Consider the following 21,313-nt stretch of genomic DNA (forward strand, 5'->3'; position numbering starts at 1 on the left):
CGTGCCGGTGTCGTCCGTGTCGACGGACGTGAGTCGTGCGCCGCGAAGAAGCCGTTACCCGGGCAACGGACGGGCCGCCGCGAGCGGTGCGACCGCCGCGCGGACCCCCTTCGCGGTGAAGAAGCCGTCGACGCTGACGGGGAGGCGGATCCGCCAGTTAGGGTACTGGTCGACCGTGCCGGGCAGATTCGGCTGCCGCACCTGGCCCGAGACGTCGGCCGGCGAGGTGAGAACCAGCCTCGAAGCGGCTTTCGCGAGCAGGGTGTGCAGCGCGACGACCGGATCGCCGTCCGGAATCCCTTCGCGCGCAACAAGATCCATGAGCGCCGCCCGTTCGGCCGCGGCGGCTTCTTCCTCGGCGTCGGCACCGCGGTCCAGCAGCCCCAGCTCGGCGCGCACGCGGACGTGCTCGCCGCGCAGCCAGCCCGAGACGGTCGGCAGGTCGTGCGTGGAGATGCTGGCCATCGCGTCCGGGTCCCAGCTCTCCGGGGGCGTGAACGGCTGGCCCGGCGCGTCCCAGTCGCGTTCGAACCACAGGACGGCGGAGCTGAGCATGCCCCGCTCGTGCATGGTTTCGGTGACGACCTCTTCGACGGTCCCGAGGTCCTCCCCCACGACGACCGCGCCGGCCCGGTGCGCCTCGAGCGCGAGCACCCCGGTCATCGCCTCGGCGTCGTAGTGCACGTAGGTGCCGCGGTGCGCGGGCTCGCCCGGCGGGATCCACCAGAGCCGCCACAGCCCGGCGATGTGGTCGACGCGGATGCCGTCGGCGTAGCGAAGGACCCCGCGGATGACGTCCCGGAAGGGCGCGTACCCGGCCTCGGCCAGCTTGTCGGGCCGCCACGGCGGCAGGTTCCAGTCCTGCCCCTGCTGGTTGAACGCGTCCGGCGGCGCGCCGACCCGCACGTCGGCGGCGAAGACGTCCCGCGCCGCCCAGGTGTCGGCGCCACCGGGGTGCACCCCGACCGGGAGGTCGTGGACGATTCCGACGGTCATCCCGGCGTCGCGGGCCGCGGTTCGCGCGGCCTCCAGCTGGACCCGGCAGAGGTGCTGCAGCCAGCTGTGGAAGGCGACGCGGTCCCGCAGCTCGTCACGGGCCTTCCCGACGTCGGCCCCGGCGGGGTCCCGCAGGCCTTCCGGCCAGTCCCGCCAGTCGGCGCCGTGCACTTCGGCGAGCGCGCAGAAGAGGCCGAATTCCCGCAGGTCCCCGTCTTCGGGTACGTCTTCGACGCGGTGCGGCCACAGCAGTTCGAGCGCGGCCCGCTTCGCCGTCCAGACGGCGTCGTAGTCGATCAGCTCCCCGTCCCGGTCGGGCGCCAGCGACTCGACCGCCGCCCGCGTCGCGGCATCGGCCCGCGCGAACGTCTCGGTGTCGGTGACCCGCAGGTAGACGGGGTTGGCGAACCGGCGGCTCGCGGGCGAATACGGCGACCGCTCGACGGGGTGCGCCGGGCTGATCGCCTGCACGGGGTTGACCAGCACGACCCCGGCGTCCAGCTCGGCCGCCGACCGCGCCGCGAAGGTGGCGAGGTCGGCGTAGTCCCCGATGCCCCACGACCCGGCGGAGTGCAGGGAGTAGAGCTGCAGCATCCACCCCCACGCGGGGGTCACGACGGGCAGCTTCGCGGGCACGACCGCGAGCACGACGTCCTGCTCGGCGGTGACCACCCGGTGCCAGCCGAGCGGCAGGTCACCGGGCAGCTCACCGCTCACCCGGCGGCGCGTCCCGTCCTCGAGCACGACCTCGGCGTCCCCGGGCAGCGCCCTGGTCGCACCCTCCTCGACCACGATGGTCGGCGGCAGCGCGGGGGTGTCGGCGACGGCGTCGGCGCTGGTCACGTCGACCCCGAACTGCCGGAGAACGGCGGCGACGACCTCGTCGTCCACGTCGACCCAGACCTGGTCGGCGTTCTCGTACCGGGTGGCGACGCCGTACCGGTCGGCTAGCTGGTGCAGGGCACTGCGGGCGGGGATCTCGTCGGGCACGGGACCAGCATTCCGGTGCGGAGCCTTTCCCGCCATCCGCGCGGGAAGACGTCACTCCGCGGCCGCGCTGCGGGAACCCCCGTGACCTTCTAACTTCTCCTCATGGGTGTGCGGAGAACGCTGAACGTGGACGAGGTGCTGGCCCGCCAGGACTCCGGAGAGCTCAAGCGGCGGCTGCGCGGGCGCGACCTGGTCGGGTTCGGCGTCGGGATCATCATCGGTACCGGCATCTTCACCCTCGCGGGTGTCGAGGCGAAGACGCACGCCGGGCCGTCCGTGACGCTGTCGTTCGTGCTGGGCGCGGTCGTCGCCGGGCTCGCGGCGCTGTGCTACGCCGAGCTCGCCTCGAGCGTCCCGACGGCGGGAAGCGCTTACACGTACGCCTTCGCCACCCTCGGGGAGGTGTTCGCCTGGATCATCGGCTGGGACCTGCTGCTGGAGTTCGCGCTCGGCGCCGCCGTGGTGTCGCGCGGCTGGTCGGGCTACCTGGCGAACCTGCTCGGGCTCTCGCCGGAGTGGTTCGGCGAAGACGCGAAGGTCAACGTCGGCGCGGTGCTCATCATCGCCGTGCTGACCGTCGTCGCCGTGCTGGGCATCAAGGAGTCCGCCTGGCTGACCAACTTGCTGGTGTGCGTGAAGGTCGCCGTCTGCGTGCTGGTGCTCGCGGTCGGCCTGTTCTTCGTCAAGGGCGCCAACCTGACGCCGTTCATTCCGCCGGCCCAGGCGCCCGCGGCCGGGACGACGGTGCTCGAGCAACCCATCGTCCAGGCCGCGCTGGGACTCGAGCAGTCGGTGTACGGCATCGCGGGCATGATCACCGCCGCCGCGGTCGTGTTCTTCGCCTACACCGGTTTCGAAGCCCTCGCGAACCTCGGCGAGGAGACGCTCAACCCGCGCAAGGACCTCCGCGTCGGCATCCTCGGCGCGCTCGCGGTGTGCGCGCTGCTCTACATCGGCGTGTCGATCGTGCTGACCGGCATGATCCCGTTCACCGACATCGACACGGGCGCGCCGCTGGCGGACGCGTTCGACCGGGTCGGCCAGCACTGGGTCGGCGCGCTGATCTCCCTCGGGGCGGTCACCGGCCTGACGTCGGTGATGATGGTCGAGCTGGTGACGATCGGGCGGATCGGCTTCGCGATGGGGCGCGACGGCCTGCTGCCGAAGGCGCTCGGCCAGGCGCACCCGCGCTGGGGCACCCCGCACCGGATGACGATCGGCGGCGCGGCGCTGATCGCCGTGCTGGCCGCGTTCATCCCGATCTCCGAGCTGGCCGACATGGTGAGCATCGGCGCGCTGTCGGCGATGATCATCGTGGCGGTGGCGGTCCCGGTGCTGCGGCGCCGCCGTCCCGACCTGGACCGGCCGTTCTCCGTGCCGTTCTCGCCGGTGGTCCCGGTCCTGGCCGCGCTGGCGTGCCTGTACCTGATGCTCAACCTCAACGTGCTGACGTGGATCCGGTTCGCGGCGTGGCTGGTGATCGGCCTGGTGATCTACTTCGCCTACGGCAGGCGGCACTCCCGCTTCGCGCCCGAGAACGCGGTCAGTCCCAAGGGGACGGACTGAGCCCGGCGACGCGGGCCGCTTCGCGGACGACGCCGGCCTGGTCGGCGTCGACGGCCACGAGGACGCCGAGTCCGCTCAGCGCCGCCGTCACCCATTCGACCGGCTGGTCGTGGATCCCGTTGTCGCCCAACGACGGGTAAGTGTCCACAACGGACACCAGGGTGCCTTCGGCGCCGATGCGGATCCCGGCCAAGAGCACGAAGTGGCCGCCGGGCGGGCGCCAGCGGGACGTCCAGAGGGGCGGGACGCCGGTGTCGAGGTAGTCGAGCAGCGCGCGTTCCGGGGTGTCGTGGGCGCCGAGCTCGGCGCCGTCGACCCGGGCGATCACCGCGACGCGCGGGACGTCCCACAGGCCGACCAGCAGGTCGAAGAGCGACTCGGTGGTCCACGACCCCGTGACCGGCACCGCCGTCAGTGCCCCGCGCGACAGCGAGCCGACGGCGGTGGCCAGCCCGGAAACCCTCGTCCCGGCGGCGGCCGGATCGTCGACGACCGGCAGCGGCACCCGGAACCCGGCGCGGCCGGCTTCGCCCCGCGGGCGCACGACCGGCCCGCGGACGGTGCCCGCGGCCGCCGCGACGGCGTCCTGGTCGGGCACGTCGAGCCCGGCCGCGCGCAGCGCCGCGAGGCCGCAGAACGCCGCGGCCAGGCCGTCCTTCTGCGGCAGCTCCGCCTGGGCCACCGCGGCCAGCCGCGCGCCGCCCGGCAGCCAGCGCACCCCGGACAGGTCGAGCTGCCCGCCGTCGATCCCCGAAGACATCGGTCCCCTCAGTGACTTCCCGGATTCCGTGGGGTCATCATCCCAGCCTTCAATAACGCCACAGGTGCGCGGCGACGATCTCGTCGGCCGTGCGTTCGGCCGCCCACGCCGCGTCGGACGCCCGGACGGCGCGGAAGGCGCCCAGCAGGTCGTCGCCGAGCACCCCGGCGATCCGCGGCGTGGCGAGCAGCGCGGCGTCCTGTTCGGCGGTGTCGGCCGGCAGCCGCCGCACCCCGCGCGTCTCCCGCTCCCCCGCCGTCCAGCCGCCCGGGTCTTCCCCGATCGGCTCGGACAGCGCGCAGGCGTCCTCGATGCCGGCCATCCCGGCGGCGAGCACGACCGCCAGCGCGAGATAGGGGTTGGCCGAGGCGTCGGACGTCTTGAGCTCGACGTTCGCGTGGCCGACGCCCAGCAGCGGCGAGCCGGGGACGTACCGCAGCGGCGCTTCGCGGTTTTCGACGCCCCAGAACGCGTACGCGCCCGCGAAGTAGCCGGGCCGCAGCCGCAGGGTGGACGGAACGCTCGGCGCGGTGACCGCGGTCAGCGCCGGCAGGTCGCGCAGCAGCCCGGCGAGGTAGCCGGCCCCGTCCCCGCCGAGGTCGTCGAGCAGGTTCCGCCCCTTGCGGTGCACCGAGGTGTGCAGGTGCCAGCCGTTCCCGGCCGCACCGAGCCCGACGAGCGGCGCGAAGCTGACGGCGAGCCCGTGCGCGTGTGCGGCGGCGTGAATGGTCTGCCTCGCCAGCAGCTGATCATCGGCGGCACCCACCGGATCGGTGGCGGCGAGCGACAGCTCGACCTGCGCAACGCCGTACTCGGCGTGCAACTGCCCGATGCGCAGCCCGTTGGCGGCGAAGTCGTGCAGCAGGGCGGCGACGAAGCCGTCGAGCCGGACCAGTGCGTGCGGGCTGTAGGCGGGCCCGGGGTGCCCGGGCGCGGTCACGATGTCGGCACTGCCCGCGGGAGCGACGGCGAATTCGAGCTCGTACCCGGCCCGGAACTCGAGCCCCCGCCGAGCCCCCTCGGCGACCTGGGCCTCGAGCACGGCCCGCTGGCAGTAGGGCCACGGCTCGCCATCCCGCGTGAGCTGCCGCACGGGCGCCCAGGCGAGCGCGGGCTGCCCGGCCAGCCGCCGCAGCCGCTCGACGACGGGCACGAGCCGGATGTCCCCGGACGGCGTGGCGAGCCCGGCGTGCCCGTAGGTGATGGCGTCGTGGCTGTCGAAGACGGCGAAGAGCGAGGTGGCCCCCACCCCCCGCACGGCAGCGTCGGCGAGCCCGGCGACGGGAACGATCCGCGAGCGCGGAATGCCGTTGTTGTCCGCCCAGGCGAGGTGAACACCCCCCACCCCGGCGGCAGCGAAGTCCTTCGCCGCCGCGGACGCCGCCTTGGTCATGGCCACCCGCTTCCTCCGGCCCCGGACGGACCCCACCCATCCCGGGGGACGAGCCCCGCTCCAGCGTATCGGGCGGGTCCGACGAAACGGCTTGGAAAGGGGGGCGCGGAGGCGAGTTGTCCACATCACGGGCGGGCTGTGGAGAACTCGGTGGGGCGGTTCCGCGGGTGCGGTCCGGCAGGCACGCTGTGGCGGGCGAGGTCTGGCGGGCACGGTCCCGCAGACACGGTCTGGCGCGTGCGGTCCCGCCGGCGCGATCTGGCGGCCCCAACGGCGCCGGAACGCTCCCGGAGGCGCGGTCCGGCAGGCACGCTGTGGCGGGCGAGGTCTGGCGGGCAGGCTCCCGCAGACACGGTCTGGCGCGTGCGGTCCCGCCGGCGCGATCTGGCGGCCCCAACGGCGCCGGAACGCTCCCGGAGGCGCGGTCCGGCAGGCAAAGGTCCGGCGAGCACACCCCCGCAGCCGCAGTCCTCCGGGCCCAGCGGCGCGCCGGCTCACTCCCGCAGACACGGTCGGGTGGCCCCAGCGGCGCCGGCAAGCTCCCGGACGAACAGTCTGGTGAGCACGCTCCCGCAGGCACGCTCTGACGTGCGAAGGACGGACGAAGGTCCGGCGAGCACACCCCCACGACCGCAGTCCGGCAGCGCCCCCGCAGACACGCCCCGGCGGGCGAAGACCGGCGGACACGGCCCCGCAGACACGCCCTGGCGGGCAAAGGTCCGGCGGGCACGTCCCCGAAAGCACGCCCCGGCGGGCCCAGCCACGCCGGCTTCGCCGACCTGCCGCAGGCGGGCGAAGCCGAGAGGAGCGACCCGACCTGCACCCCGAGGCTGCCTGGGACGGCCGCGACCGGCGAATCCACCCTGAGCCGCAAACCGGCGCCTTCAGCCCGCCCAAGCCCCGCTACAGCCCCGCCCAAGCCCTCCTGTGGCTCCACCCGGGCGGCCCGCCAAAGCCGCCCGACCAAATCAGCCCACTCCGGTCCTGCGGGAGCGGCCAGACCGACCGGCACCACCAAAGCGCAGCCCACCCGAGCAGCCCACTCCGGTCCTGCGGGAGCGGCCAGACCGACCGGCACCACCAAAGCGCAGCCCACCCGAGCAGCCCACTCCGGTCCCGCGGAAGCGGCCAGACCGACCGGCACCACCAAAGCGCAGCCCACCCGAGCAGCCCACTCCGGTCCCGCGGAAGCGGCCAGACCGAGCTGCTCCACCAGAACGGCTGCCCCCACCAGGCCTCACCCCGGCGGCTCCACCCCCGCCCCCCGCGTCACACCATCCCGGCTCCGCAGCGCCACCCCCGCGACCACCGCCAGCGTCCCCAGCGCCTCCGCCACCGAAGGCACCTGCCCCAGCAGCAAGAACCCCATCACGCCCGCCGTCACCGGGAGCAGTGCCAGCAACACCGCGAACCGTGCCTGGCCCAGCCGCCGCAACACCACCTGGTCCAGTGCGTACGGCACCACCGTCGACAGCACCCCGACCCCCACCCCCAGCACCACCCACCGTGGTGAAGACCACAGCTCCCCCGTACCCCACGCCAACGGGGACAGCACCACCGTCGCCGCCGCGAAGCCGATGGCCAGGCTGTCGATGCCGTCGCCGTCCACCGCCACCCGCTTGCCCAGCAGGATGTACGCCGCCCACGCCGCCGCGGCTGCCAGGGCGAACGCCACGCCCAGGAACGAGCCCGCGATGCGGACGTCCGCGATCGCCACCACTCCGCAGGCCACCAGGACCAGGGCCAGCACGTCGCGCACCGTTCGCGAACCGAGGGCCGCCACGAGTACCGGGCCGGCGAACTCCAGTGCCACCACCGTGCCCAGCGGGAGGCGGGCGATCGCCTCGTAGAAGAGCACGTTCATGCCCGCCGTCACCACGCCGAACACGATCGCCAGCCAGAGCCGTCGGCCGCGCCAGGCGGCTCGGGGTGGGCGGCGCCAGGCCAGGAGGACCACCGCCGCGCCGAGGCAGCGGAGCCAGGCCACGCCCGCCGGGGTCGCGTGGCCGAAAAGGTCGACCGCGACCGCCGCTCCGGCGTACATCGAAATTCCGCTGAGAACGAACAAGAGCGGAGCGGGGACCGCGGAAAGCCGTCGGGGGGTTGTCGCCGTACTCACGAGCCCATGGTGCCTGACCACGGAAAACGTAACTCTCCGGGTATTCGTCTCCTGCATTGCGGGATCCGGCTACGACATCCGGGGTAAATCGACGTGACTCAGGTCCCACCGGCGCGGGAACACTTGCGAGCCGCGAAACGTCTGCAAGAGTGGAAGCACGAACACCGCGGAGCCGGGAGCGATCGCAGCCCCCGGCATCAGTTCCGAAGTGGGCGTAGCTGGATCGATGGCATCGGGCGACCGATGCCGGGACGGAGGGAGACCCCCATGACAACGCCGACGCTCACCCGCCCCGAACTGACCGCCGCCGACCGCTGTGACCGGTGCGGAGCTGCAGCTCAGGTACGAGCCATTCTCTCCGGAGGTGGCGAACTGCTCTTCTGCGGGCACCACGCCCGCGAGCACGAGGCCAAGCTCAAGGAACTGTCCGCCGACATCCAGCGGTAACGACCCAGACGCGAAAGGCGGCCGGTGCGCACAGGCGCCGGCCGCCTTTCTGCATCTTGCAGAGTGCGTGGCCTTTATCACGGTACGGCCGCGAAAAGCCGTGATTCCGGACACGGAACCGGACAGGAAATCAGACAGAATCCAGCACGACTTCGAACGCCACTTCCGCGGCCCCCAGCAGCTTGACGTCGGCGCCCAGCGCCGAGCTGACGATCCGGGTGCCGCCGACCGCGCGGCTCACCAGGCTGCGCCGCCGCACCTCCGCGCCGACGTGCCGCAGCACCGCCTCCGGCAGCACCGTCAGCAGGTCGCCGAGGATCACCAGCTGCGGCCCGAGCAGGTTGACGACGTTGATCAGGCCCAGCGTCAGCCACTCGGCGAACTCCGCGAGCCGCGTCAGCGCCGCCTCCGGGTCGCGGCCGAGCTCGCGCAGCTCGAACAGGATCGCCCCGCGCGGGGTGTCCTCCGGCAGCCCGAGGGCCCGGCACAGCGCCGCCTCGCCGACCTCGGTCTCCCAGCAGCCGCTGCTGCCGCAGTAGCAGTCCCGCCCGCCCGGGCGGATCACCATGTGCCCGATCTCCCCGACGTACCCCGAGCCGCCGCGCAGCGCCGAGCCTTCGGCGATGACGCCGCCGCCGACCCCGACGTCCGCCGAGATGTACACGATGTCGGACGCCCCGCGGGCCGCGCCGCGCAGGTGCTCGGCCACCGCGCCGAACTCGGCGTCGTTGCCGACCAGGATCGGGATCTGCAGCACTCCGCCGAGCCGCTCGCCCAGTGCGACGTCGGTCCAGCGGAGGTTCGGAGCCTCGTGCACGTACCCGTCCGCGCGCCGGATGACGCCGGGCACCGACACCCCGGCCGCCACCGGGGTCACGTCGAGGTCGCCGGCCAGGATGGTCGTCGACTCGATGACGTGCGTGATGACCTCGTCGGGCTGGCCCATCCGGCCCCGCAGGTTCCAGCTGTTGCGGCCCAGGATCTGGCCGCCCAGCCCGACCAGGGCGATCGCGACGTGCTCGACCTGCAGGTCGACCGCGAGCACGACCGCCGCGTGCGGCTGGGGCAGGACCAGGAGCGAGGGGCGGCCCGCCCCTCGTCCCGGCCTCGGCACCTTCTCCTCGACGACGCCGGCTTCCGCCAGACCGTCGACGAGGGTCTTGATCGTGCTCCGGTTGAGCCCCAGCTCGGCGGCCAGGGTCGCCCGGGTGCTCGGCCCCCCGACGTGCAGCAGGCGGAGCAGGGTCGTGCGGTTGTGCCGGCGCACCTCGTCCGGACGCGCGACGGGTGAGCTGGACACAGGCTTGATCATCCCATGCTGGTTCAGCGAGTCGACGCAGCCGCGCGGCGCCGGGACAGCGCGTCCACCGTGGCGGCGAGCAGCAGCACGAGACCCGTGACGATGTTGACCACCGCGGCCGGCTGCTTGAGCAGGCCGAGACCGTTGATGACCACGGCGATCACCAGGCCACCGACGACGGCGTCGGCCACCCGGCCCTTGCCGCCGAACAGCGAGGTGCCGCCGATGACGGCCGCGCCGACCGAGTACAGCAGCGTGTTGAGGCCACCGGACTGCGGGCTGACCGAGCCGACCTTCGACGCGGCGACGATGCCGCCGATGGCCGCGACCGCCGAGCCGATGACGAACACGCTCGCGCGGATCTTCGGCACGTCGATACCGGCGCGGCGGGCCGCTTCCTTGTTGCCGCCGACCGCGTACACGTACCGGCCGTACTTGGTCCGGTTGAGCACGTAGGTCCCGGCCACCAGCAGCACCAGCATGATCGGGATGACGTACGGGATGCCCTGGATCGTCACGACGGCCTTGTTCGGCGAACGGTTGACCGTCAGCAGCCAGGTGCCCAGCGCCGACAGCACGACGAGCGCGCCGACCTTGACCAGCACCAGCGCCGTCGGCTGGACGACCAGGCCGCGCTGGAGCCGCCGGAAGTGGCTGAGCAGCGTGATCACCGCGAACCCGCCGGCGGCGATGATGAAGAAGATCCAGCTGCCGAGGACGTTGAGGTTGCCGTTGGCGATCTTGTACAGGACGTCGGAGTTGGTGATGCCGATCGTGCCGCCTTCACCGATGAACTGCAGCAGGACGCCCTGCCACACGATGAACAGCGCCAGCGTCACGACGAAGGACGGCATGCCGATCTTCGACACCAGGAAGCCGGTGATGCAGCCGATCGCGGTGCCGACGCAGATGGCCAGCAGGATCTCCAGCCAGGCGTTGGCGGGGACGCCGATCGCGACGATCAGCAGCCCGACCAGCGACAGCGCGGCGCCGCCCCAGATCCGCTGGTAGGCCGAGAGCAGCATGGCCGCGGCGAGGACCGCGATGAACGTGACGAACACGCCGGAGCCCAAGGTGCCCAGCAAGTTGCCCGCATGGACGTAGTGCAGGGCCATCACCGACGCGGCCGTACCGGAGGCCACACCGGCGGCGAGGTCGATCTCGCCGAGCAGCAGCACGAAGACGATGCCCATCGCGATGATGATCACGCCCGCACCCTGCGGGAACACGTTGGCGATGTTGGCCAGCGTGAAGAAGTTGTCCGACAGCGCGCTGAACAGGATCACCAGCACGAGCAGGCCGAACAGCGACGGCAGGGAGCCGAGCTCACCGGCCCGGAGGCGGGCGAAGTAGTCGCGCAGCGCTTCGCCGGTTGACATCGATGTCGTGTCGATGCCGAAGTCGGTGATCGCCGCGGTCGGGTTCTGGGTCTGCGCGAGCGCTTCCGAGGCCGGGGTGTCGACCTCGTGCTTCGCAGGGGTTTCAGTCATTTCCGGTTCTTTCTTCCCGCTCACAGGACCACGGCTTCGGGCCGGGCCAGGCCGAGGTCACCGGAGCGACCCGCGGTGATCAGTTCCACGATCTGGCCGTGGCTGACGTCCTTCGTGTGCACCTCGGCGACGAGCCGGCCGAGGTAGAGGACGGAGATGCGGTCGGCGACCTCGAACACGTCGGCCATGTTGTGGCTGATCAGCACGACGCCGAGACCCTGCTCGGCCAGGCGGCGGACGAGGTCCAGCACCTGCCGGGTCTGCGCGACGCCGAGGGCGGCGGTCGGCTCGTCCAGGACGACGACCTTGCTGTTCCACAGCACCGACTTCGCGATGGCGACGGTCTGGCGCTGACCACCGGACAGCGAGGAGACCGGCGTCCGGACCGACTTCACGGTCCGCACCGACAGGGAGGCCAGCGTCTCGCGCGCGGCCTTCTCCATGCTGGCTTCGTCCAGCTTCCAGCTGCTCCCGCGCTCGCGGCCGAGGAACATGTTCTGCACGATGTCGAGGTTGTCGGCGAGCGCGAGGTCCTGGTAGACGACCTCGATGCCGAGGTCGGCGGCGTCCTTCGGGCCCCGGATGTGGGCGTCCTGCCCGTTGAACCGCACGGCCCCCGAGTCGTACGGGTGGATGCCGGCGATGCACTTGACGAGGGTCGACTTGCCGGCGCCGTTGTCGCCGACCAGGGCGGTCACTTCGCCCGCACGCACGTCGAAGTCCACGTCGTGGAGGACGTGGACGGGGCCGAAGCTCTTGTTCAGGCCCTTGATCTCGAGGATGGGCTCACTCATGGCTGGCTTTTACTCCTGGGTGGGGACCGGGCCGGGACGCGCCGTCGGGGTGCGCGTCCCGGCCCGGCTGTTCGTGGTTAGAGCGGGTGGCTCAGGAGATGCCGAGCGAGGTGCACTTGGCGGCGAGGTCGCCACCGCAGATCTCGGCGGCCTTCACGTAGCCCTGGGTGACGACGGTCTTGACGTCCTTCTCCAGGATCGTCGTCGGGGTCAGCAGCACGGACTTGATGTCGCGGTTGTTCTTCGGGTCGTGCAGCTTCGCCGTGGCGATCGCGTCCGCACCGGCGGTGTCACCCTTGGCGAGGGCGGCGGCCAGCTTGGCGGTGGCCTCGGCCTCTTCCTTGATCGGCTTGAAGACCGTCATGTACTGGTCGCCGCGCATGACCGCCATCAGGCCGTCGGCGGTGGCGTCCTGGCCGGTGACCGGGACCTTGCCGTTGAGGCCGTTCTTCTTGAGGATGGTGATGACCGCGCCGGCCAGGCCGTCGTTCGCCGCGACGACGCCGTCGACCTTGCCGCCGTTGGCGGTGAAGATCTGCTCGAACGTCGTGCCGCCGAGCTGGTTGTCCCAGTCGTTGATCGGCTGCTTCTGGATGCGCTTCAGGGTGCCCGCCGAGAACAGCGGCTCGAGGACGGAGTCCTGGCCCTTGGTGAAGAGCGTGGCGTTGTTGTCGGTCGGGGCGCCCTCGATCTGGACGACACCCGCGCCGGCCTTGGCCTTCAGCGCGTCCGCCATGGCCTGGCCCTGCAGCTGGCCGACCTTCTCGTTGTCGAACGAGACGTAGTAGTCGGCGGAGCCGCCGAGGCTCGGGCGGTCGTAGTCGATGACCGGGATGCCCGCGGTCTTGGCCTTGGCCTCGACCGCCGCACCGACGGCCGGGTCACCGGGGGCGATGATCAGGACCTTGACGCCGGAGCTGATGAAGCCGTCGGCCAGGGTGGCGAACTTCTGGTTGTCACCCTGGGCGTTCTGGACGTCGACCTCGAAGCCCTGAGCGGTCAGCGCGGCCGTCAGCATCGGCTTGTCGAAGGCCTCCCAGCGCGCCGAGGTGGCGGTCTCGGGGAGGATGACACCGACCTTGCCGCCGGCGCCGCCACCGGCGGCGGGCGCGGAGGACGAGGCGGAGTTGCTCCCCGTGCCCCCGCTGTTCGAACTGTTGGCACCGCACGCGGAGAGCACCAGGCCGGCGCTCACCGTGACGGCGAGGAGGGTAAGGGTTCTGCTGCGCATCCTCGTTCCTTCCGGATCCAAGCATTGAGACGAGCGGCCGTCGACGGTTGACTGTCTCGGGCCTTGCGGGGCGGTGATCCGGAGAGGCCCGGCGCACCGACGCGCATATGTTGTGGGCGACAACATATGCCGCTGAGCGGCTGCGGGGAAGATAGCTGGATCGATTAAATGACACCAATTGGACACGGTTCGGCAACACGAGCTGAACCTCGCCCGGAAAGAGTAGATCCGCTGACCATGTGATCGCCAGCACTCACTCAGTGTTACATCCAGGTTTCTTGACGGCGTGAAGGTACTCCTTCAGGGTGCACCTCGCGCAACCCGTGGCGAACCCACGCGACCGGGCGGTGATTGGTCGCCGACTTGCCGACTTCCGGGTAAACCGTGCCCGGAGGACCACCGTCCGGCGGACGCACGGGCAGGTGGCCGGTAACCAAATCGGCACAGAGCGTCACGTATCGGCTGGTACTGACCAGAAACGGACGGTGACGGCCGAGTTCAGCCGCCCGGGCGACGCCGGACGGCTCCCGCGAGCCCGGAGCTACCAGGACCGCAGGGTGACGATCCGCTCCTCGAGCTGCTCGACGGTCGCCATCGCGGTCACCGGGCCGCCGCACACCCGGCGCAGCTCGTTGTGGATCGAGCCGTGCGGCTTCTTGGTCCGGTGGTGGTACATCCCCACCAGCGCGTTCAGCTCCTTGCGCAACGCGCCGAGCCGCTCGCTCACCGACTGGGGGCGCGCCGCCGGCGGGGGCGCCTCCTCCTTGGCCGGCTTGCGGCGCTTCTCGTCGGCGATCTGCTCTTCCTGCCGCTTCCGCAGCAGCGCGCGGACCTGGTCGGGCTCCAGCAGGCCCGGCAGCCCCAGGTACTCCTGCTCCTCGTCCGAGCCGGAGAACACCGCCGTGCCGAACGAGTTGCCGTCGTAGATGACCTGGTCGAGCTCGGCCGAGGCACCCAGCGAGGTGAACGCCTTCTCCTCTTCGCCCGGCTCGTCCTCGGTGCGGTTGGCCTGGGCGAGGAGCTCGTCCTCCCAGCCCTCCGCCTCGCGGTGCGGCTTGCCCAGCACGTGGTCGCGCTGTGCCTCCAGCTCGCTGGCCAGCTCCAGCAGCACCGGCACCGACGGCAGGAACACGCTCGCCGTCTCGCCCTTCTTCCTGGCCCGCACGTACCGGCCGATGGCCTGGGCGAAGAACAGCGGGGTCGACGCGCTCGTGGCGTACACGCCCACGGCCAGGCGCGGGACGTCGACGCCTTCGGAGACCATCCGGACCGCGATGATCCAGCGTTCGTTCGTCTCCGAGAACTCCTTGATCCGGCCCGACGCCTTCGGGTCGTCGGAGAGCACGAGCGTCGGCGGCTCGCCGGAGATGCGCTCCAGGATCTTCGCGTACGCCCGCGCCGTCTCCTGGTCGGTGGCGATCACCAGGCCGCCCGCGTCCGGCACGTGCTGGCGGACCTGCGACAACCGCGTGTCGGCGGCCTGCAGCACCGCCGGGATCCACTCGCCGGCCGGGTCGAGCGCCGTGCGCCACGCCCGGGCGTTCTGCTCCGCGGTCAGCGGCTCGCCGAGCCGCGCGGTGAACTCCTCCCCCGCGCTCGTGCGCCAGGAGGCTTCGCCCGAGTAGGCGAGGAAGACGACCGGCCGGACCACGCCGTCGGCCAGCGCGTCCGCGTAGCCGTACGAATGGTCGGCCTTGCTGCGCTGGAACCCGCCCGCGTCCGGCTCGTAGGTGACGAACGGGATGGCCGAGTCGTCGGACCGGAACGGCGTCCCGGTCAGCGAGAGGCGCCGCACGGCCGGGGTGAAGGCCTCGCGGATCGCGTCACCCCAGGACTTCGCGTCGCCGCCGTGGTGGATCTCGTCGAGGATCACCAGCGTCTTGCGGTTCTCCGTGCGCACGCGGTGCAGCGTCGGGTGTGCCGCGACCTGCGCGTACGTCAGCGCGACGCCGTTGTAGTCCGACGACGTGACGCCGGTGGTGTTGCGGAAGTTCGAGTCGATGGCGATCCCGGCCGCCGCGGCCGAGGCCGCCCACTGGTGCTTGAGGTGCTCGGTCGGGGTCACGATGGTGACCGCCTCGATCGTGCGGTCGCTCAGCAGCTCCGCGGCGATCCGCAGGCCGAACACGGTCTTGCCGGCGCCCGGCGTCGCCACCGCGAGGAAGTCCTTGGGCTTCTGCGTCAGGTACTTCGTCAGCGCCCGCCGCTGCCACGCCCGCAGCGGGCGCGCGGTCGAGTCCTTCTCCGCGGGAGGCGCCCCGAGCTGCGTCTCCGTCATGCCGGTCCCCCCTCGCTCAAGTGCTGTGACGTGCGCTGTGACGTGGAAAAACCCTCACTGTGGTACCGACTTCGGTGTCGATGACTGCGGTGAGGGCACTGGAGCGAGTCTACCGGCCGGGTCCGACAGTTCCGGGCACCGGCACGGGTGATGTCCGCCGACACGCCCGGGTGCAGGGGTGGTGACGAGCCAAATCAGCGGCGATGGACCATGCTGGACACGTCATGGGTGAGGTGCAGCCGTCCGGAGCGACGAAGGTGGCCCGCAAGGGGCCGTGGCGCCTCCTCACGCGCACGCTCGCCAAAGCCTGGGAAGGCAACATCTTCTCCGAGGCCGCCGAAGCGGCCTTCTGGCAGACGCTGTCGCTCCCGCCGCTGCTCCTCGGGCTGCTCGGCAGCCTGGGCTTCGTCGGCGAGTGGTTCGGCCAGGACGTCGTGGCCGCCGTGCACGACCGGATCATCGGCTTCTGCCGGACCGTCTTCAGCGCCAACGCCGTCCACGACATCATCGAACCGACCGTGAACAGCATCCTCACCGTCGGCAAGGGCGAGATCGTCTCGGTGGGCTTCCTGATCTCGCTCTGGGCGGGTTCGTCGGCGATGTCGTCGTTCGTGGACGCGATCACCGTCGCGCACGACCAGTACGGCGTCCGCAACGACGTCTGGCAGCGGATCTTCGCGCTCCTGCTCTACCTGTGCGGCCTGGTGGTCCTGGTGGTCGGGCTGCCGCTGCTGGCGATCGGCCCCGACCTGCTGCCGGAGTTCTTCCCGGCGGACTGGCGCCCGACCGTGACGTCGTGGGTGAGCGCGCTGTACTTCCCGACCCTCGGCGCGATGATCACCCTGGCGCTGACCACGCTGTACAAGCTCGCGCTGCCGCGGAAGCTGCCGTGGCACCGCGGGCTGCCCGGCGCGGTGCTCGCCATGGTCGTGTTCCTGCTCTCGTCGGTCGGCCTGCGCGTCTACCTGAACTGGATCACCAAGACCGGCTACACCTACGGCGCGCTGGCCGCGCCGATCGCGTTCCTGCTGCTGATGTTCTTCATCGGGCTGGCCGTGGTCGGCGGGGCGTACTTCAACAGCGCGATCCAGGAGCTGTGGCCGGCGAAGGCGACCCGGCGGCAGCGGCGCAAGTGGCGGCGGCTGGAGATGGAGCGCGCGTCCGAGCGGCTGCGCTCCGAAGAGGGCCGCAAGCTGTGGGAGCGCACGACCACGCCGCTGAAGCGCCCGCGCCCCGAAGACGTCTCCGAGAACGGCGACGCACCGTCCGAAGAGGACACGCCGTCACCGAGCGCACCGGAACCGGCACCCAGCGCTCCTCAGGGTCGCGTGTCCTCCCAGGGGACGACCCGGAATCCACCCCCAGACTGAGTCGCTCCTCAGGTCGGACATGGGACGCTCTCCCGGTCGCTGACGCCGGCATCGATCGCCGCGTCGTTCCCGAGGGGGTTCCCACAGTCATGTCCGTGCTGGCCAGATTGAGCCTGCGCAACCGAAGCCTGATCGGCCTGCTCGCGCTCGTCGTCGTCGGGTTCGGGGCGTTCGCGCTGCCGCAGATCAAGCAGCAGCTGTTCCCGTCCCTGCAGTTCCCGCAGGCCCAGATCGTCACCGCGTACTCGGGCGCATCGCCGGACGCGGTCGACCGGCAGGTCACCGAACCGCTGGAAGGCGCGCTGCAGGGCCTGAAGGGCCTCGAGGAGATCAACTCCACTTCGTCGGACGGCGTTTCGCGCGTGGTCGCGCAGTTCGCGTTCGGCACGGACATCGACGCCGCGGTCCAGCAGATCCAGCAGGTGGTGAACCAGGTCCGGCCGCGGCTGCCGCAGAACTCCGAGCCCGCCGTGTCCGCCGGCAGCACCGACGACCTGCCGGTGGTGCTGGTCGCCGCGGGCACGGCCGGTGACCCGCAGGCGCTCGCGCCCGCGCTGACCGACCAGGTCGCGCCGGAGCTGCGGAAGATCGACGGCGTCCGCACGGTGACCGTCACGGGTGTGCAGCAGCCGCGCGTCACGATCACCCTCGACTACGCGAAGCTGGCCGCCGCGGGCGTCGACCCGGCGTCGATCGCCACCACGTTGCAGACGGCGGGCGCCGCGGTCCCGGCGGGCTCGCTGACCGAAGGCGGCAAGACGCTGAGCGTCCAGGTCGGCGGCGGGCAGACCACTGTGGACTCGCTCCGCAACCTCTACCTGACACCGAGTGCCGCCTCGTCGTCGCGGGCGGGCACCCCGCCGCGCGGCCCGGTGAAGCTGGGTGACGTCGCCGACGTGCAGGCCGGCTTCGCGCCGCCGACGTCGATCACGCGCACCAACGGCAAGCCGAGCCTCGGCCTCTCGATCACCATGGTGGACAACGGGAACGCCGTCGCGATCTCCGACGCCGTGCGCGACAAGCTGCCGGAGCTGGCGAAGAAGACCGGCGCCGAGATGAACGTCGTGTTCGACCAGGGCACCCCGGTGAAGGACGCGATCAGCGGCCTGACCACCGAAGGCCTGCTGGGCCTGGCGTTCGCCGTCGTCGTCATCCTGCTGTTCCTGCTGTCGGTGCGCTCGACGCTGGTGACCGCGGTGTCGATCCCGCTGTCGGTGGTGGTCGCGCTGCTGGCGCTGTGGACCGGCGACCTGTCGCTCAACCTGCTCACCCTCGGCGCGCTGACCATCGCGATCGGCCGGGTGGTCGACGACTCGATCGTCGTGCTGGAGAACATCAAGCGGCATCTGGCTTACGGCGAGGAAAAGCAGCGTGCGGTCCTCGACGGCGTGCGCGAGGTGGCCGGCGCGGTGACGTCGTCCACGCTGACGACCGTCGCGGTGTTCCTGCCGATCGCGTTCGTGGGCGGGTTCGTCGGGGAGCTGTTCTCGCCGTTCGCGATCACGGTGACGGTGGCGCTGCTGGCCTCGCTGCTCGTGTCGCTGACCGTGGTCCCGGTGCTGGCGTACTGGTTCCTGAAGCAGCCCGCGATCCCGGCGGACGCCGTCGAAGCCGAGCGGGCGCGCGAAGCGGCCGTCGAGAAGGAGCGCCGCGGCCTCCTGCAGCGGGCGTACCTGCCGGTGATCCGGTTCGCGACCAAGCGGCGGCTGACCGTGGTGCTGCTGGCGCTGCTGATCTTCGCCGGCACGGTCGGGCTCGCGACGCGGCTCAACACCAACTTCCTCGACCAGTCCGGCGGCACCACGCTGAACATGACGCAGAAGCTGCCCGCGGGCACCAGCGTCGAGGCCAAGGAAAAGGCCGCCACGGCCGTCGAGCAGGCGCTGGCCGCCGAGAAATCCGTGCAGACCTACCAGGTCAGCGTCGGCGGGGGCGGCGCGTTCGGCTTCGGCGGCGGGACGAACACGAGCATCTCGGTCACGGTCGCGAAGGACACCGACCTCGACGCGCTGTCGGACCGGCTGCGCGCGAAGCTGGCGTCCCGGCCGGAGCTGGGCGAGATCAAGATCGGCGCGGACGCGTCCGGCTTCAACTCCGACCAGGTCTCGGTGACGGTGACCGCGCCGTCGGAGGCCGCGCTCAAGCCGGCGTCCGACCAGGTCGTGCAGGCGCTGGGCGGGGTGTCCGGGCTGACCGAGGTGACCAGTGACCTGTCCGTCGGCTCGCCGCGGGTGCAGGTCGAGGTGGACGACGCCGCGGCCGCCGCGCGCGGGCTGTCGGCGAGCACCATCGGCCAGGTCGCCAACCAGGCGATCGCCGGCCGCACGGTGACGCAGCTGCCGGTCGGCGGGCAGCGCACGGACGTCGTGCTGCGGGCCGGCACCGCGCCGGCGACGGTCGAGCAGGTGAAGGGCCTCCAGATCCCGGGCCCCACCGGCGTCGTCCGGCTCGACGAGGTCGCGAAGGTGTCCACTGTGGACGGCCCGGCGTCGGTGCACCGCACCGGCGGCGACCTCTCGACCACGGTCACCGCCAAGAACACCGGCGACAACCTGAGCAAGACGACCGCGGACATCCAGTCCAAGCTGGACGGCCTGACCTTCACCGGCGGCGCGTCGTACTCGCTCGGCGGCGTGAGCCAGGACCAGCAGGAGGCGTTCTCGAACCTGTTCCTGGCACTGCTGGCGGCGATCGCGATCGTGTTCCTGATCATGGTGGCGACGTTCCGCAGCCTGATCCAGCCGCTGATCCTGCTGGTGTCGATCCCGTTCGCGGCGACCGGCGCGATCGGCCTGCTCCTGGCGACCGGCACCGCGCTCGGCCTCCCAGCCCTGATCGGCATGCTGATGCTGGTGGGCATCGTGGTGACGAACGCGATCGTCCTGATCGACCTGATCAACCAGTACCGAGCGGAGGGAATGAGCGTCGCGGACGCGGTCACCGAGGGCGGCCGTCGCCGGCTGCGCCCGATCCTGATGACCGCGGCGGCGACGATCTTCGCACTGGTCCCGATGGCACTGGGCATCACCGGCCAGGGCGGCTTCATCGGCCAGCCACTGGCGATCGTGGTGATCGGCGGCCTGGTCAGCTCGACGCTGCTGACCCTGGTGCTGGTCCCGACCCTCTACACGATGGTCGAGACCCGCAAGGAGCGGCGCCGCGCCCGCCGCGAAGCCCGCCGCACCCCGGCGAAGGCCCCGGAGTCGGAGTCCCTGAACCCCGCCCCGACCGCCTGACCCCAAGCGCAACTTTCCCTACGAAAGCTCCGCGCTCCGGACGAGCCGAAGGCCGCACTTTCACGTGAAAGTGCGGCCTTCGGCGTTTTCACTGCTTGAAGCGGTAGGTCATGCTGTCGAACAGGATGCAGATGCTCGGTGACATCACGATCACCCGCAGCGTGTTGTCCCGCTCGTCGAAGTCGATGCCCTCCACCTCGAAGTTCCCCGAGCAGCCGCTCCGCAACGGCAGCTGCCCCAGCGAAGTCACGTGGCCGGCGACGTCCGAACCGGACAGCGGGCCCGCCAGATCGACCTGGAGCAACGGCTTGGTGGTCCCGAAGAGGCTGCCGTCCGGGTCGTCCGACGCGCACAGCAGGCGGGTCGACGTCTGGAAGTCGCAGCCCTGGACGTCGCGGACCGGGTGGTCGAGGCGGATCGTGCCGGCCATCGGCAGGTTCTGCGCCGGGTTCGTGGCCACCGTGCCCGGCATCGGGTGGACCAGGAGGCGGTCCATCGTGCCCCACTCCCCCGCCACCAGCCAGCGGGCGTCCGGGGAGACCGCGGCGAACGAGTTGTTGTTCGCTTCCCACGACTCGAGGTTGTGCTTGTAGTTCGCCCAGGAACCGTCCGGGGACTGGACGCGGAAGAGCTTCGCGCCCCGGTCGTCGCGCTGGTAGGGCTCGACGTACCAGCCCTGGGCCGAACCCGGGTCGCCGACGTGGCTCCAGCCCTGGGAGTTCAGGTCCGCCGGGATGGTGCCGATCCCGGTGTAGCGGATGGTGGTGCCCGACGGGCGCACGATGGTCGCGAGGCCCTGGCTTTCGTCGAGGGCTCTGGCCTGGTCGCGGCCGACCTCCGTCCAGCCGGTGACGGCCTGGGCCAGTGCGGGCGAGACCACGGCCAGCAGGACGGCGAGGGTGAGCACGATCCCGGTTCTGCGCATGTGCGACTCCGGTGGGTGAGGGGACCTGGCCCCCCGGATCTACCAGGCCACCGGCACCCGGCACACCCGCCGAATGAAGGTTTTTCACGTTTGTTCGACGACTTGTCCGTTTCCGGACAGCCCGAAGACCCGGCGGGACCACCCGCCGGGGTCAAGCCGGGGTCACTCCCCCGGGCGCAGCCCGTCGAAGATCTCCTTGCAGGCCGGGCAGACCGGCGAGCCGGGCTTCGGCGACTTCGTGACCGGGAAGACCTCGCCGCAGAGCGCCACCACGTGATTGCCCATGACCGCGCTCTCCGCGATCTTGTTCTTCTTCACGTAGTGGAACATCTTCGGCGTGTCGTCGTCGGTGGTGTCCGTGCCCTCGGGCGTGGTTTCCGGCTTCGTCAGCGTCTCGGTGCTCACCCGTCCATTGTGC

The 21,313-nt window shown here is 71.5% G+C and carries 15 protein-coding genes; 4 read left to right on the forward strand and 11 right to left on the reverse strand.

What is annotated here, in order from left to right; all coding sequences use genetic code 11:
- Positions 1–54: 54 nt before the first annotated feature.
- Entirely contained in the window at positions 55–1,986 is a 1,932-nt protein-coding gene (malQ, locus tag SD460_RS37015; protein WP_290062695.1) for a 4-alpha-glucanotransferase, read from the reverse strand.
- 126 nt (positions 1,987–2,112) lie between these two features.
- Here malQ and SD460_RS37020 point away from each other — a divergent pair, with 126 nt between their 5' ends.
- On the forward strand, positions 2,113–3,552 hold the full coding sequence (locus SD460_RS37020) for an amino acid permease (RefSeq protein WP_290062696.1): 1,440 nt from the start codon (positions 2,113–2,115) through the stop codon (positions 3,550–3,552).
- On the opposite strand, the gene SD460_RS37025 is transcribed toward SD460_RS37020, so the two are convergent.
- From SD460_RS37025 to SD460_RS37035, 3 genes are all read right to left on the reverse strand, one after another.
- On the reverse strand, positions 3,530–4,312 hold the full coding sequence (locus SD460_RS37025) for a DUF6885 family protein (RefSeq protein ID WP_318307401.1): 783 nt from the start codon (positions 4,310–4,312) through the stop codon (positions 3,530–3,532). The two genes, SD460_RS37020 and SD460_RS37025, sit on opposite strands and share 23 nt — an antisense overlap.
- A 49-nt stretch (positions 4,313–4,361) precedes the next feature.
- Positions 4,362–5,705: a type I glutamate--ammonia ligase gene (locus tag SD460_RS37030; RefSeq protein ID WP_290058007.1), complete on the reverse strand. Its 1,344-nt coding sequence runs from the start codon at positions 5,703–5,705 to the stop codon at positions 4,362–4,364.
- 1,237 nt (positions 5,706–6,942) lie between these two features.
- On the reverse strand, positions 6,943–7,749 hold the full coding sequence (locus SD460_RS37035; protein WP_318307402.1) for an EamA family transporter: 807 nt from the start codon (positions 7,747–7,749) through the stop codon (positions 6,943–6,945).
- A gap of 342 nt (positions 7,750–8,091) precedes the next feature.
- On the opposite strand from SD460_RS37035, the gene SD460_RS37040 reads away from it, so the two are divergent.
- Entirely contained in the window at positions 8,092–8,271 is a 180-nt protein-coding gene (locus SD460_RS37040) for a DUF7455 domain-containing protein (RefSeq protein ID WP_125315752.1), read from the forward strand.
- Positions 8,272–8,401: 130 nt separating this feature from the next.
- Here SD460_RS37040 and SD460_RS37045 read toward each other — a convergent pair whose 3' ends face one another.
- From SD460_RS37045 to SD460_RS37065, 5 genes are all read right to left on the reverse strand, one after another.
- On the reverse strand, positions 8,402–9,583 hold the full coding sequence (locus SD460_RS37045) for an ROK family protein (RefSeq protein WP_318307403.1): 1,182 nt from the start codon (positions 9,581–9,583) through the stop codon (positions 8,402–8,404).
- Positions 9,584–9,594: 11 nt separating this feature from the next.
- Complete coding sequence (locus tag SD460_RS37050; RefSeq protein ID WP_290058004.1) at positions 9,595–11,061, reverse strand: sugar ABC transporter permease; 1,467 nt, start codon at positions 11,059–11,061, stop codon at positions 9,595–9,597.
- Positions 11,062–11,081: 20 nt separating this feature from the next.
- Positions 11,082–11,855 (reverse strand): ATP-binding cassette domain-containing protein, encoded by a 774-nt coding sequence (locus tag SD460_RS37055; RefSeq protein WP_086862680.1) that lies wholly within the window; start codon positions 11,853–11,855, stop codon positions 11,082–11,084.
- 91 nt (positions 11,856–11,946) lie between these two features.
- A complete protein-coding gene (locus SD460_RS37060) occupies positions 11,947–13,086 on the reverse strand; it encodes a sugar ABC transporter substrate-binding protein (protein ID WP_290058003.1) in 1,140 nt (379 codons plus the stop codon).
- Between the two features lie 541 nt (positions 13,087–13,627).
- Positions 13,628–15,364: a DEAD/DEAH box helicase gene (locus SD460_RS37065; protein ID WP_290058002.1), complete on the reverse strand. Its 1,737-nt coding sequence runs from the start codon at positions 15,362–15,364 to the stop codon at positions 13,628–13,630.
- Positions 15,365–15,588: 224 nt separating this feature from the next.
- Here SD460_RS37065 and SD460_RS37070 point away from each other — a divergent pair, with 224 nt between their 5' ends.
- Together SD460_RS37070 and SD460_RS37075 are read left to right on the forward strand one after the other, a co-directional pair.
- Positions 15,589–16,734, forward strand: coding sequence for a YihY/virulence factor BrkB family protein (locus tag SD460_RS37070; protein ID WP_290058001.1), 1,146 nt, complete (start codon positions 15,589–15,591; stop codon positions 16,732–16,734).
- A gap of 89 nt (positions 16,735–16,823) precedes the next feature.
- A complete protein-coding gene (locus SD460_RS37075) occupies positions 16,824–19,970 on the forward strand; it encodes an efflux RND transporter permease subunit (RefSeq protein ID WP_290058000.1) in 3,147 nt (1,048 codons plus the stop codon).
- Positions 19,971–20,058: 88 nt separating this feature from the next.
- On the opposite strand, the gene SD460_RS37080 is transcribed toward SD460_RS37075, so the two are convergent.
- Positions 20,059–20,895 carry a hypothetical protein gene (locus SD460_RS37080; protein WP_290057999.1) on the reverse strand — a complete coding sequence of 279 codons (837 nt, stop codon included), beginning with the start codon at positions 20,893–20,895 and terminating at the stop codon, positions 20,059–20,061.
- A 162-nt stretch (positions 20,896–21,057) separates the two neighbouring features.
- Positions 21,058–21,300, reverse strand: a complete 243-nt coding sequence (locus SD460_RS37085) for a DUF3039 domain-containing protein (RefSeq protein WP_167379801.1) — start codon at positions 21,298–21,300, stop codon at positions 21,058–21,060.
- Positions 21,301–21,313 lie beyond the last annotated feature (13 nt).

It is taken from the genome of Amycolatopsis solani (genome assembly GCF_033441515.1).
Classification (GTDB): domain Bacteria; phylum Actinomycetota; class Actinomycetes; order Mycobacteriales; family Pseudonocardiaceae; genus Amycolatopsis; species Amycolatopsis solani.

Excerpts from the sequence above, each read along its gene's own strand:
- SD460_RS37025 (WP_318307401.1), bottom strand. The coding sequence starts at position 4,312 with ATGTCTTCGGGGATCGACGGCGGGCAGCTCGACCTGTCCGGGGTGCGC.
- SD460_RS37030 (WP_290058007.1), bottom strand. The coding sequence starts at position 5,705 with ATGACCAAGGCGGCGTCCGCGGCGGCGAAGGACTTCGCTGCCGCCGGG.
- SD460_RS37035 (WP_318307402.1), bottom strand. The coding sequence starts at position 7,749 with ATGTACGCCGGAGCGGCGGTCGCGGTCGACCTTTTCGGCCACGCGACC.
- SD460_RS37040 (WP_125315752.1), top strand. The coding sequence starts at position 8,092 with ATGACAACGCCGACGCTCACCCGCCCCGAACTGACCGCCGCCGACCGC.
- SD460_RS37045 (WP_318307403.1), bottom strand. The coding sequence starts at position 9,583 with ATGATCAAGCCTGTGTCCAGCTCACCCGTCGCGCGTCCGGACGAGGTG.
- SD460_RS37050 (WP_290058004.1), bottom strand. The coding sequence starts at position 11,061 with ATGACTGAAACCCCTGCGAAGCACGAGGTCGACACCCCGGCCTCGGAA.
- SD460_RS37055 (WP_086862680.1), bottom strand. The coding sequence starts at position 11,855 with ATGAGTGAGCCCATCCTCGAGATCAAGGGCCTGAACAAGAGCTTCGGC.
- SD460_RS37060 (WP_290058003.1), bottom strand. The coding sequence starts at position 13,086 with ATGCGCAGCAGAACCCTTACCCTCCTCGCCGTCACGGTGAGCGCCGGC.
- SD460_RS37065 (WP_290058002.1), bottom strand. The coding sequence starts at position 15,364 with ATGACGGAGACGCAGCTCGGGGCGCCTCCCGCGGAGAAGGACTCGACC.
- SD460_RS37070 (WP_290058001.1), top strand. The coding sequence starts at position 15,589 with ATGGGTGAGGTGCAGCCGTCCGGAGCGACGAAGGTGGCCCGCAAGGGG.
- SD460_RS37075 (WP_290058000.1), top strand. The coding sequence starts at position 16,824 with ATGTCCGTGCTGGCCAGATTGAGCCTGCGCAACCGAAGCCTGATCGGC.
- SD460_RS37080 (WP_290057999.1), bottom strand. The coding sequence starts at position 20,895 with ATGCGCAGAACCGGGATCGTGCTCACCCTCGCCGTCCTGCTGGCCGTG.